At 70.1% G+C, this 12,024-nt stretch carries 12 protein-coding genes; 3 read left to right on the forward strand and 9 right to left on the reverse strand.

Translation table 11 applies throughout. From position 1 onward, the window contains the following. Window positions 1-108 precede the first annotated feature (108 nt). Window positions 109-2,016, reverse strand: a complete 1,908-nt coding sequence (locus tag ACESMN_RS07080; protein ID WP_373052893.1) for a SurA N-terminal domain-containing protein — start codon at window positions 2,014-2,016, stop codon at window positions 109-111. Window positions 2,017-2,216: 200 nt separating this feature from the next. Here ACESMN_RS07080 and ACESMN_RS07085 point away from each other — a divergent pair, with 200 nt between their 5' ends. From ACESMN_RS07085 to ACESMN_RS07095, 3 genes are all read left to right on the forward strand, one after another. Continuing rightward, window positions 2,217-2,636, forward strand: coding sequence for a secondary thiamine-phosphate synthase enzyme YjbQ (locus tag ACESMN_RS07085; RefSeq protein WP_373052894.1), 420 nt, complete (start codon window positions 2,217-2,219; stop codon window positions 2,634-2,636). A gap of 247 nt (window positions 2,637-2,883) precedes the next feature. Next, window positions 2,884-4,386, forward strand: a complete 1,503-nt coding sequence (locus tag ACESMN_RS07090; RefSeq protein WP_373052895.1) for an HDOD domain-containing protein — start codon at window positions 2,884-2,886, stop codon at window positions 4,384-4,386. A gap of 3 nt (window positions 4,387-4,389) precedes the next feature. Beyond that, window positions 4,390-6,237, forward strand: coding sequence for an AAA family ATPase (locus ACESMN_RS07095; RefSeq protein WP_373052896.1), 1,848 nt, complete (start codon window positions 4,390-4,392; stop codon window positions 6,235-6,237). Window positions 6,238-6,287: 50 nt separating this feature from the next. On the opposite strand, the gene ACESMN_RS07100 is transcribed toward ACESMN_RS07095, so the two are convergent. The 8 genes from ACESMN_RS07100 to ACESMN_RS07135 all read right to left on the reverse strand — a co-directional run bounded on the left by ACESMN_RS07100 (window position 6,288) and on the right by ACESMN_RS07135 (window position 12,013). Then, entirely contained in the window at window positions 6,288-6,956 is a 669-nt protein-coding gene (locus ACESMN_RS07100) for a TIGR02281 family clan AA aspartic protease (RefSeq protein ID WP_373052897.1), read from the reverse strand. After that, a complete protein-coding gene (locus tag ACESMN_RS07105) occupies window positions 6,953-7,762 on the reverse strand; it encodes a hypothetical protein (RefSeq protein ID WP_373052898.1) in 810 nt (269 codons plus the stop codon). The genes ACESMN_RS07100 and ACESMN_RS07105 overlap by 4 nt, the downstream gene beginning before the upstream one ends. 191 nt (window positions 7,763-7,953) lie before the next feature. Then, the gene (locus ACESMN_RS07110; RefSeq protein ID WP_373052899.1) at window positions 7,954-8,355 is read right to left on the reverse strand and encodes a DUF2802 domain-containing protein; all 402 of its coding nucleotides are present in this window, start codon (window positions 8,353-8,355) and stop codon (window positions 7,954-7,956) included. Beyond that, window positions 8,352-8,573 (reverse strand): hypothetical protein, encoded by a 222-nt coding sequence (locus ACESMN_RS07115; protein ID WP_373052900.1) that lies wholly within the window; start codon window positions 8,571-8,573, stop codon window positions 8,352-8,354. The genes ACESMN_RS07110 and ACESMN_RS07115 overlap by 4 nt, the downstream gene beginning before the upstream one ends. Then, the gene (motD, locus tag ACESMN_RS07120; protein ID WP_373052901.1) at window positions 8,570-9,517 is read right to left on the reverse strand and encodes a flagellar motor protein MotD; all 948 of its coding nucleotides are present in this window, start codon (window positions 9,515-9,517) and stop codon (window positions 8,570-8,572) included. The genes ACESMN_RS07115 and motD overlap by 4 nt, the downstream gene beginning before the upstream one ends. Before the next feature lie 62 nt (window positions 9,518-9,579). Then, window positions 9,580-10,320, reverse strand: a complete 741-nt coding sequence (locus tag ACESMN_RS07125; protein ID WP_373052902.1) for a flagellar motor protein — start codon at window positions 10,318-10,320, stop codon at window positions 9,580-9,582. 77 nt (window positions 10,321-10,397) lie between these two features. Beyond that, window positions 10,398-11,162 carry an RNA polymerase sigma factor FliA gene (locus ACESMN_RS07130; RefSeq protein WP_373052903.1) on the reverse strand — a complete coding sequence of 255 codons (765 nt, stop codon included), beginning with the start codon at window positions 11,160-11,162 and terminating at the stop codon, window positions 10,398-10,400. Window positions 11,163-11,164: 2 nt separating this feature from the next. Beyond that, entirely contained in the window at window positions 11,165-12,013 is an 849-nt protein-coding gene (locus ACESMN_RS07135) for a MinD/ParA family protein (RefSeq protein ID WP_373052923.1), read from the reverse strand. Window positions 12,014-12,024 lie beyond the last annotated feature (11 nt).

Below are 12,024 nucleotides of genomic sequence, written 5' to 3' on the forward strand. Positions count from 1 at the left end.
GGTGGGCCCGCTGCGCTTGGCCCACCCTACCCCGGGTTCTCCGGCAAGCGGCGGATGTTCGCTTCCGATCCCAGGCCGGAGTGGTGGGCCCGCTGGGCCTGGCCCACCCTACTCCAGGTTCTCCGGGAAGCGGCGGATATCCGCCTGCGATTCCAGCCAGGCCAGATAGGCCCGCAATTCGGCGCTCGAGTAGGCCACCTGCAGGTCATCCGCGGCCCTGTTCAGGTCCTCGACCGCCTCCGAGGCCTCCAGCATCCGGACCGACTCCAGCACCAGCACCGCGAAATCGCCGCCGGCCAGTTGCACGCCATCGGTGACGACCTCGTCCCCCCGCGGGGCACGCAACTGGAACAGGCGGTTCAACAGCGTGCCGGGCAGCTCGGTCTCGGGGTCCTCCGGGCCGGTGGCGCGGTTGACCGCCGCGGACAGGGTCCACCGCTCCGGCTCCTCTTCGGCGAGTTCCGTCACGCGGCGGTCATCGGCGAGGGTCTCGAGGACTTCCTCACCCCGCTCACGGGCCGCCTGGGCCGCCGCGTCCTGCTGCAGGATCTCGCGGATCTCACCGGCGACCTCCTCGAGTGGCCGTACGGACGGCTCCTGCCGTTCCTCCAGGCGCAGCACGACGGTGCTGCCGTCGGGAAGATCCACGGCCTCGCTGTTGCGCCCGTCGCGCCGTACCGCCGGACTGAAGGCGGCCTCGCGCACCCCGCGGTACTCGGCCACACCCTCTCCCGATTCCCGGGTGAACCAGTCCGTGGTCCGGATCTCGAGACCGGTCGCGGCCGACGCGGGACCCAGGCTATCCGGATTCTCGAAGCTCTGTGACAGCAGGTCGTCCAGCACCTGGATCTGCCGCTGTTCCGCACGCCGGTCGCGCAGGTCGCGCTCGACCTCCTCGCGCACCTCCTCGAAGGGCTGCCGGCGCGACTCCTCGATCTCCGTGACCTCGACCACGTGCCAGCCCAGACCGGTCTGCACCGGCTGGCTGACCAGTCCCTCGGGCAGGGAGAAGATCACCGTCTCGAGCACCCGGTCCAGGTCCCCGCGCGCGATCCGGCCCAGGTCGCCACCGCGGTCCGCCGACAGGCTGTCATCGGAGTGCTCGGCGGCCAGCTCCGCGAAGTCCTCCCCGGCCTCGATCCGGTCGCGCAGCTCGCGGATCCGGGACTCGGCATCCGCTCCGTCGCCGTCGATCAGGATCTGCCGTACCCGCCGCAGTTCGGGCTCTTCGTAGCGCTGCGCGTTCAGTTGATAGTGCTCGCGCACGTCCTCCTCCGTGATATCCACCGCGACCTCGAGTGCCGCCGGGTCCAGGCGCAGGTATTCGATGCGCAGACGCTCCGGCGTGGTGAAGCGTTCCTGGTTGTCGCGGTAAAAGGCCTCGACGGCCTCGTCCTCGACGACCTCCGGGCGGTCGAACTCCGCCGCGGCGAAGATACCCCAGCTCGCGACGCGCACCTGGTTGCGCAGACGGTCGAACTCCTCGGCGCGAGTCATCGGCGGATCCCCGCTGGCCTGCACCGATTGCCGGATCTGCGCCAGCACGATGGACTGCGCGAGGTCGCGCTCGAAGTCCCCCGGCGCGATGCGCTGCGCCTCGAGCACGGTGCGATAGCGTTCCGGGCTGAAGCTCCCGTTCTCGCGGAAGGCGGGAATCGCCTGGATCTCCCGCACCACGCCGCGGCTGGAGGCGCGGAAGCCGGCATCCTCCGCGGCCTGGCGAAGCAGTTCCCGCTCGATCAGCGCCTCGAGGGCCGCCTCGCGAATCGCACGCTCGTCGAACACGTCGGCGGGGATCTCGCCGCCGAACATGTTCGCGATCTGGTCGCGCTGGGCCCGGGTCTCCTGATGCACGAGGCGAACCGGTATCTCCTGCCCATTCACCTCCGCCGCCACCAGGGGGCCGGCACCGCCAAAGTACTCGCCCAGTCCCCAGAGCGCGAAGGGGATGGCGATCAGGCCAATGATGACGTAGGCGAGCCAGCCGCTCGCCTTGTCACGAATCGATTGCAGCATGGTCTCTCCGGCGGCGATACAGAAATTTGATCAGTCGGGCATCATATCAAGAGCCCACCCCGGAGGCATGCCCCCGAAGCGTGCCCCGCGAGGGCCGGGCCTGACAGGCGGTGCGCCTTGCCATTACCCTGCGTTCACGGAGCGGGGGGTCGCGGGTCGGACCGCCCGCCGGCGGAAAGGATCCACAACGAGGCATCATCATGCGACAGGCGACGCACACGCTCACGGTCAGGGCCTCCGGCAAGGGCCTGCACGAGTGCACCCGGGAGGTGTCCGACTGGGTGCGCCAGACGGGAATCCACCTCGGCCTGCTGACCCTCTTCGTGCAGCACACCTCCGCCAGTCTGCTGATCCAGGAGAACGCGGACCCCGATGTCAGCGCGGACCTCGAGGATTTCTTCGAGCGGCTGGCGCCGGAATCGCCCACCGCCTACCGGCACCAGTCGGAGGGCCTCGATGACATGCCGGCCCACCTGCGCAGCGCCCTGACCCAGACACAGCTCTGCATACCCGTGGTCGACGGGCGGCCGGCGCTGGGGACCTGGCAGGGCATCTTCCTGTTCGAACACCGGCGCGCGCCCGGTCGGCGACAGATCATTCTTCACCTCTCGGGTGAATGAACGCGCGGCTCCGCCCCCCTTCCGCCCTGCCGGTTGCCCCCGCCACCCGACTTGCCTGCGCTACACGGCCCGCGGCCATGGTGTCGAAGTAAAATCAGTAACAACCCGCAAACACTGGTTGACCCTGTCATTCCTTCGCCAGTATTTTAGCCGGACAGAATGGCCGCGTGCGCCGCTCGTTTTTCGGAAACTGGTCCCCCATCACTTGCCGGAAGGCCGGTTGCGCCGAAGCAATGGACGAGTCCAAATGAAGCCCAGGATCCGCGATGCCTTGCAGTTTTGCCCGAATCTGCCGACGCCGCCGGCGATCGCGATCCGGATCGTCGAACTCGGTCGCGATCCCAACGTCGACCTGACTGCACTGGCCCGGCTGCTCGCGAAGGACCCGGCCCTCGCGAGCCGGGTGCTTCGCGCCAGCAACTCCGCCCTCTACGGCGGCCGGCGCCGCAGCGACAATCTACGCCAGGCGATGGTCGTGATCGGGCTGAACGCGACGATGAGTCTCGCCCTGAGTTTCTCGCTCGGCGAGCTGCTGAACGGCGATGCCTACTCGCACCGGGGCATCAGCCGCTACTGGCGGCGGGCCTTCATATCCGCGACCGCCGCGCGCCTGATCAGTGAACTGCGCAATCTGCCCGAACAGGAGGAGGCCTTCCTGGCGGCACTGCTGCAGGATATCGGCGTCCTGGCCCTGGATGCCGCGATGCCGGAGGATTACCGCGCGCTGCTGGCACAATCCCGGGACCACGACGGCCTGCTCCAGCTGGAACGGGAGCAGCTTGGATCCGATCACGGGGAGGCCGGCACCTGGCTGATGCGGCACTGGAGGCTGCCGGAGCGCATGGCATCGATCGCATTCGCCGCACACGACCCCGTTGGCGCCCCCATCCCGGACGACCACCGGGACTTCGTGAAGTGCGTGGCCGTTGCCGGCAGGATCGCGGACCTGTTCCTCGCGGAGGATCGCGAGGCCGCCACCGACCGTCTGGCGCAGGCCGGGTCGGGCCTGCTCGGACTCGACGGCGAGGCCCTGCAGGACCTGATTGCGCAGGTCTCGCAGGTCCTGCCGGAGGTCGCGACCCTCTATGAGACGGATATCATCTCCGCGCGCCAGGCGGCCGGCGTGACCGACCAGGCACGGGAAATCCTGGTCGCGCGCAACCTGCAGCTGATCCAGCAGATGGAGGTCCAGCAGCAGCAGTTTCAGGAGATGGAACACACCACGCGGCATCTCCGGGAATCGGCGAACCGCGACGCGTTGACCGGACTCGAGAATCGCCGGCGCTTCGACGAGGTGCTCGAGACGGAGTTCATGCTCGCCGGCGAGAACGGCTGGCCGATGACCATCGCCTTCATGGACGTGGATCACTTCAAGATGGTCAACGATACTCACGGCCATCTGGCCGGCGACGCGGTCCTGTCCACCACGGCCCATGTGCTCGAGTCGCACCTGCGCAAGCGCGACTTCATCATGCGCTACGGTGGGGACGAGTTCGTCGCGATCCTGCCAGGCACCGGCATCGAGCAGGCGCGCGGCGTCTTCGAGCGCCTGCGCGAGGCCGTGCTGGAACAGCGATTCCAGGGAACCGGCGGCGCCAGGTTCGGGATCACCGTGTCGATTGGCCTTGCCAGCCATATGGACGGAGAGCGCCGGGTCGGCAGCGCGCTGGAACTGGTGCGCGCCGCGGATCGGGCCCTGTACGAGGCCAAGGGCAGCGGGCGCGACCGGATCGGCGTCGACGCTGCCTGACAGATGACCCAGCCCTCCACACCGGCTCCGGATACGGCGGGACTCGATGCGGCGACGCTGCGCCGCCTCGGGCTCAGGACCCAGCCCTTCGCCGACAGGACCACCGAGGGCTTCGTCTATTGCGACCCCTCCCTCGACATGCCGGTGGGGGTGCTGCTGCAGCGGCTGCAGACCGACAACAAGCCGCTGCTGCTGGTCGGAGAGGCCGGCGTCGGGAAGAGCACCCAGCTGATCCAGCTCCTTTCCCGCGGAGCGGCGGCCCTGTCCTTCTGCGCATTCAAGGGCCGGACCGGAGCCAGCTTCGAGGCCATCGCGCATGCGATCCGGCAGCAGTGGGGCCCGGCGACAGCGCAACGGGCGCCGGGCGCGACGGAGGAAGAGGCAGCCGATCCGGCACCGGAGGGCAGTTCGCTCGCCAGGATCCTGCTGTCCACCGCCCGGGGCACACAGCGGCCGGTACTCGTCATCGACGACGCCCATCTGCTGACGCCCGCGGTGCTCGGCGCACTGCTGCGTCTGCGCCGCGAGGTGAACCGGCACAGCGGCAACACCATGGGAATCGTCCTCGCCGGCGAGCCGGTGCTGAATGGCCTGGTGAATGCCGCCTACGGCGATGACGTGCCGGCCGAGCGCCATGCGGTCATCCGCCTCCGCCCGCTGACGGGATCGCAGACGGAGGCGTACCTCAGGCATCGCCTTCAGGCCGCCGGGGCACCGGATCCGGACCTGCTCTCCGGAGCGGTGGCCGAGACCATACAGCAGGAGAGCGCGGGCCTTCCCGGCAGAATCAATCCGGTCGCGAACCGCCATCTGCAGGAACTGGCCTCCGAGCCATCCGCGGAAACCCCGGCACGGCGGACGGATGCCTACGCCGGCTCCCTTGCGGGCGGGCCGCACTGGGTCGCTCCGGCCGCCGCGGGCGCGATGGGCGTGCTGATCGGCGCGCTGGTCGCGAGCCTCTTCTTCCTGGCCGGCGACCGGAGCGCGCACCCCGACGAAGAACGACCCGGAGAAGCGAGGGACCCGGTACAGACCGTGCCTGAACCAACTCCGCTGCCGGCCCCGGACCTACCCGCGTCCCGGGAGATGCCACCCGCTGCAGCCGTGACACCCACCCGGCAGCCGGTGCCGGAGACCCCGCTCCCCACCGTGGCCTTCGTGCCCGAGGGGCTGCCCTGGCAGCGCCCGCTGCCCGAACCGGTACCGCCGGGCGAGGCAGGCGCGGACCTGGCGCCATTGCCGGAGACGGATGACGCCGTGGCGCCGGGGACGGAACCGGCAGCCGGCATTGCCGATGCCCAGCCGCTGGAGGACCCTTCCGCCAGCACGGGCGCCTCGCCGGCCGCGGAGGCGGGTGCGGGTCCCGGCGACGAACCGGCTCTCGCTCTGTCCGGGGTCGAGGGGTCCGAGGCGGGGCGGCCGGACGCGGAACCGTCACCTCCGGAGCCGACTGCGGGGGATGCCCCGCCCGAGATCGCGGAGGACGCGGTGCCGGGCCGCGCGGAGCCCACGCAGACGGCGGCAGAGCCCGCACCGCCCGAGCCGGCCGCGGGCCCGCTCGGCCCGGAATGGGTGCGGCAACGCCCCCCGGAACAGTTCACGATCCAGGTCATCGCGGGTGCCGACCTGGAGGCGCTGCAACGGTTCGCCCGCAGGATGGCGATCGAGACGGAGGTCGCGTGGTTCCGCACGCGCCGGGGCGAACAGGACTGGTACGCGCTGGTGACCGGGCAATACCCGGACCTCACCAGCGCCCGGGCTGCAGCCGCGCAGTTGCCGGTCCAGGTGCGACGCAACGAGCCGTGGATCCGGACCTTCCGATCGGTCCAGCAGTCGATGGACCCGGCCTGATCGTCGCGGCACCCGGTCACGTCACCCGCGCAACGGCAGACGGTCCCCGCTCAGCGTCCCGGACCCCGCAACAGCAGGGTTCCCTGCTCTTCCCGCACCTGCACGCGCTCCAGGAAGCTCATCCCGAGAACCGGCAACCGCGGCCGGTCACCCTGCAGGATCACGGCCTCCACGCGATCCAGGGCGATACCGCCGATGCGCACAGACGGCAGGATCACGCGCTGGCCGAAGGCGCGTCCGCGGTCGGTCCGCAACGTGATCAGCTGACCCTGCCCCGGGGCCACACCCACGCGCTCGGCCTCTGCCGCGTTCAGCAGGGTGACCGCCGCGCCCGGATCCACCCGGAACCGCACGGCGTGGCCGCCGATGCTGCCGGAGACGGAGAAGGCCCCGGACCCGTCCCGGTGAATGCGGGTGGCCGCCGGTGCGGGATCTTCCGGGAGTTCCCCGGCGCGCCCCGCGACGGTCAGCTCGCGGCGCTGGCCATCGATCCGGAGCCAGGCACGCCGCTCGAGCGTATTGGTCGACAACAGCCGGACGTCCTCCCGTCCCTCCTGGCCGGCGACCAGCACCACCCGCTGCCCGTCGATGGCGACCAGTGCCCGGTCCGGGAAGACGCCCAGCAGTACCACATCGCCGGCGAGCACCGGTGCAGGTGACCCCAGCGTCACCAGGATCAGTGTCGAGACCAGCCGGCCCCACCCGGGGCGCGCGCTCACGGGGTGCGGTCCACGCGCACATGGATGTCGAGCTCGCCGTCGCCCTGCTCGCGACGGGTCCCGAGGATGCGCTGTCCGGAGAGATCCCGGCGCTCCCCGGCGGCGGCGATCGGAATCCACTCACCGAGTCGGCCGGACAGCACGGTGTCCACCTGCTGGAACTCGGTCCGCCCGCCGCCACCACGGGCGTCCCTTTCGTGCACCTGCTGGATCTCGAGGCGAACCCGGTCGCCACCCGCGATGCTCGGCCGCACGAGGAACCCGCGCTCGAGTTCGCGATACTCGATTTCGGGGCCGACCAGCCCGCCCCCGGGCAGCACCACCGGCCCCTGCTGCACGCGGGGCACCGACTCGCCTGCGCGGATCAGCGCGGTCTGCCCCTCCAGCACCCGCAGCGTCTGGACCGACGCATCGCGTTCCGTGGTCCGGCGGCTGATGATCCGGGTTCCGGAGCCGTCGCCGATGATCACGCGGCCAACGCGCCCCTGCACCTGGGCCTCCTGCTCAAGCGCCCCGCCGAGCGCCCCGCGCCGCACGCTGATCAGCAGATTCGCGGGCGCGGCGTCCACCGATTCCAGGACCTGCCGCACCTGCGCCAGGGTCTCCGGACCGCTGCGCAGGATCAGCCGCATCCCCGTTCCGGTCAGCGCATCCTCCGGACCCAGCAGGGGCTCGATCAGCGGAATGATCTCGTCGGCGCTGCGATGCTGCAGGTCGATCACCTCGATCGAGGCCCGCGGCTGCGCCTGTACAGCGGCGAGGCCCAGCATCAGGGACAGCACCAGGGTATGCAGAAGGTATCTCATCGAGGCTCGCTCCTGATGACGGCGCCGGTCCGCGAAGGTCCGGCAGGGACGCAGGTTCCTGTCCAGCATAGCGCTCCCGGGACCGCGCCTGCGCGTTCCGGTGCATGATCATCCGCCGCCCGCCGTGGCACTGCCGCAGCCTGTGTCCATCGGCCGGGCGCGCGGTCCGCAACCGGGATGAGGCGGACCCGTCAGTCCCGGGTGCCATCCTGAGGCCCGTGCAGCGAGCGCAGCAGCTCCGCCTCGCCGCGACTCACGCCGCAGTTCTTCATGATCTCCTCGCAGCCTGCACCCTGCGCGGCGAGGCGCACCGCGTGGCGGTAGGGGCCCTGTTCCGCATCACGGCTCAGCATCTGTTCCTGCTGCTCGGTCAGCTGGCGCATGCGCCGTTCGAGCTCTGCCTGGCGCTGATCGACCGCGAGTTCGTCCGAGCAGACCGCGCTGAGGGCTCCCTTCAGCGACAGCAGCGCGGTCTCCTGGATCATCTGCCGGCGCTGCAGGCGCCGCACCTCCATCGCCGACCACAGGGCGAGGCCGAAGGCCGCCGCGACGATCAGTGCCGCAGCCACCGCAAGGACGGTCGTCGCGGTCATGCGTAGTCGTCCACGTGGCGGCCGGTCCCGTCAGGGCTTGGCGGGTTGTCGGTGCGGTCATCGCGATCGCCCGGCTCGCTGCCGCCGGCGTCCCCGTTGCCGGATTCCCCCTCCTGATCCGCGTCGGGGCGGCGCTTGCGCTCGTCCCCTTTCCCGGGCACGCGCCGGCCGGGCCACGCGGGGTGCACCGGGCGCACCGGGTCGAATTCCGCTGTCATGGTTGCGCTCCTGCCCCCGGGTCTGTGCTGGTCGCCTCGCCCCCGGATGGGTCGGACGGCCCGGGCCTGCGATCGAGATCGTCGTGCAGGCTCTTCGGTGATGATGCCGTTTGTGCCCGCGGCCGCTCGTCCGCCAGCACGACAATGACCACCCGCCGGTTCTGCTGCCTGCCCTCCGGGGTCCCGTTGTCGGCGATGGGACGGTGCTCACCGAAGCCGATCGCCGCCATGCGCACCGGATCGAGGCCGTGGTCGGCCAGCAGGCGCAGCACGCTGGCGGCCCTGCCGGCGGAGAGCTCCCAGTTGGACGGAAAGGCCGGCGTACTGATCGGCACGTCGTCGGTGAAGCCCTCGACGTGCACCCGTACCGGAAGATCCCGAAGGATTTCCCCCACTTCCTCGAGGATCGGCCTGGCCTCCGGAAAGATCTGCGCGCTGCCGCTGTCGAACAGCAGGCTGGTGTTGATCTCGACCTCGACCCAGAACCGCTCGCGCCGGATCCGGATCAGGTCCTCCTCGATCAGGGGCGTCATGGCCCGCTGGATCTGGTCGGCCATCTCCCGCAGTCCGCGCTCCGCCTCCAGAAGCGCCGGCGCGTCGTCATCGCCGGCCCCCAGGTCCCCGTCCGGGGAGTCACCGAAATGATCCGCCAGCGCTTGCGGGGCCGCCAGGCCCAGGGTCGGGAGTCCGCCGGGCTGACCCAGCACGGACGGGTCCAGGCCCCGCGCGGGCCGTCCGACCTGGATCGGTTCGGGCGCCATGGGTGCCCCGCGGAACGCCGCCTGCAGGGACTCGGCGAGCACGCGGAACTTGCCCTCGTTCACCGACGACAGCGCATACATCACCACGAAGAAGGCGAGCAGCAGGGTGATCAGGTCACCGTACGGGATCGCCCATGCCTCGTGGTTCACATGATCCTCGCCCTTCTTTCTTCGTCTGGCCATGATTCCTCAGGCTGGCCCCATGCCGCTGCGCGTCCCCGATGACGTGGCGCGCCCGGTACGGGTCAACTGATGTAGCCCCTCAGCTTGGTCTCGATGTTGCGCGGATTCTCGCCCTCCGCAATCGACGTGATCCCGTCGATGATCATCTCGCGGTAGGCCGTCTGGTCCTGGATCGTCGCCTTCAGCTTGTTGCAGACGGGCAGGAAGAACAGGTTGGCGGACGCGATCCCGTAGATGGTGGCGACGAAGGCGGCCGCGATACCGGGGCCCAGCTTGTCGGGTTCGGCCAGGTTCTGCATCACCGCCATCAGGCCCATCACGGCCCCGATGATGCCGAGCGTCGGCGCGTAGATGCCCATGCTCTCGAAGACCTTCGCCCCCTGCAGGTCGAAGTGCTCCCGCGTTCCGAGCTCCACGTCGAGGATGTTCCGGATCGTGTCCGGCTCGGTGCCGTCCACCAGCAGCTGGAGCCCCTTGCTGGAGAACGGGTCCGGTTCCTGTTCCGCCTGCGCCTCGAGGCCCAGCAGGCCCTCCTTGCGGGCGATCTGGCTCCAGCTGACGATCTTCTGAATGGCCTCTTCCGAGTCGATCCGCGGGGCGGTAAAGATCCAGGGCAACAGGCGCATCGCGTGCAGGAACACCGGGAGCTTGGCCTGGAGCAGTGCCGCGCCGAAGGTCCCGACCACGACGATGACGAAGGCGGCCCCGTTCCACAGCGCGCCGACGCCGCTCCCCTTGGCGATGCTGCCCCCGATGATGGCGACCAGCGCCAGCAGCAGGCCAATGGCGCTCAGGATGTCCATTGCGGATGCCCATCCGGCCAATCCGGCCGATCCGGCCGGCGCGGGCGGCCCGACGCGAAGTCCCGGTCACGCACGGATCACCTCCTGCCCTCGCGCTGCGGTCGTCTGCCCGCGCGTTGCGGCAGGCCCGGTCCGACCCCGGTCCATTCGCTCATCCGCGCCCGCAGCCGCGTCAGCGCCTGGCCGTGCAGCTGGCAGACGCGCGACTCGGTGACGCCCAGGACCTCGCCGATCTCGCGCAGATTCAGTTCGTCGTCGTAGTACAGCGACATCACCAGCTTCTCCCGCTCCGGCAACCGGTCCACCTCGCGGGCCAGCCCCTCCCGGAAGTCCGCGTCCTGCAAGCGCTCCAGCGGATCCGGCTCACTGCCGCGCAGGCGGTTCTCGCCCTCCGACTCCGGCTCGAAGATGTCCTCGAAGCTCAGCACCCGGCTCGACACCGAATCGCTGACCATGCGCTGATATTCTTCGATCCCCACACCCAGTTCCTCGGCCACCTCGTGCGGCTGCGCCTCGCGGCCCTCGCGGTTTTCCACCAGCCGCACCGCCTCGCTCACCCGCCGCGCGTTGCGGTGCACCGAGCGCGGCGTCCAGTCGGAGCGCCTGACCTCGTCCAGCATCGCGCCGCGAATGCGGATGCCGGCATAGGTCTCGAAGCTGGCGCCCTGGCCGGCGTCGTAGTGACGCGCCGCCTCGAGCAGTCCAACCACCCCCGCCTGGATCAGGTCGTCGACCTGCACGTCCGCCGGCAGCCGTCCCATCAGGTGGTAGGCGATCCGCTTGACCAGCGGGACGTGCCGATCCACCAGGGCATTGCGATCCATGTTCTCGGTCGGGTACATGGTCAGCCCGCGACCGACGACTGGTCCGGATCAAAGGAACCGGAACCCACCAGCCGCTCCACGAAGAACTCGATCTTGCCACTGCTGCCCGACGGTACAGGCCATGTGTCGGCCTTGCGCGCCAGTTCCTTGAATGCCCGGGCCGAGGGGCTGCCGGGATAGACCTCGGCGACCGCCTTCTGGCGCTGCACCGACTTGCGCAGGGATTCGTCGTGCGGGATCGAACCCGCGTGGTCGAGGATCACGTCGAGGAACCGGTCGCAGACCGCGGTCAGCTTGCGGAACAGCGCCCGTCCTTCCTCCGGGCCCCGGACCATGTTCGCCAGCACCCGGATGCGCGCGATGCCGTGGTCCCGGCTCAGGACCTTGATCAGGGCATAGGCGTCGGTGATGGAGGCGGGTTCGTCACACACGACCACCAGCACCTCCTGAACCGCCCGGCAGAAGCTGGTCACGCTGTCGTGCAGACCCGCCGCGGTGTCCACGACCAGCACGTCCAGCGGCCGCGTCATCTCGCTGAAGGCGCGGATCAGGCCCACATGCTCGGCGGGATCCAGGTCCGCCATGCGCGCGACGCCGGAGGCGGCCGGGACGATGGCAATCCCGGCCGGCCCGTCCACCAGGATCTCGTCGAGATCGGCGTCCCCGGCCAGCACGTGCGAGAGATTGCGCCGCGGCTGCAGCCCGAGCAGCACGTCCACGTTGGCGAGTCCGAGATCGGCGTCCATCAGCATCACCCGCCGCCCCGCCTGCGCCATCGCCACGGACAGGTTGACCGACACGTTGGTCTTGCCGACCCCGCCCTTCCCGCTGGCCACGGCGATCACCCGGACCGGAGACGTGGCGCTCATCTGCCGCAGGC

Source organism: Thioalkalivibrio sp., from assembly GCF_041690275.1.
GTDB lineage: Bacteria > Pseudomonadota > Gammaproteobacteria > Ectothiorhodospirales > Ectothiorhodospiraceae > Thioalkalivibrio.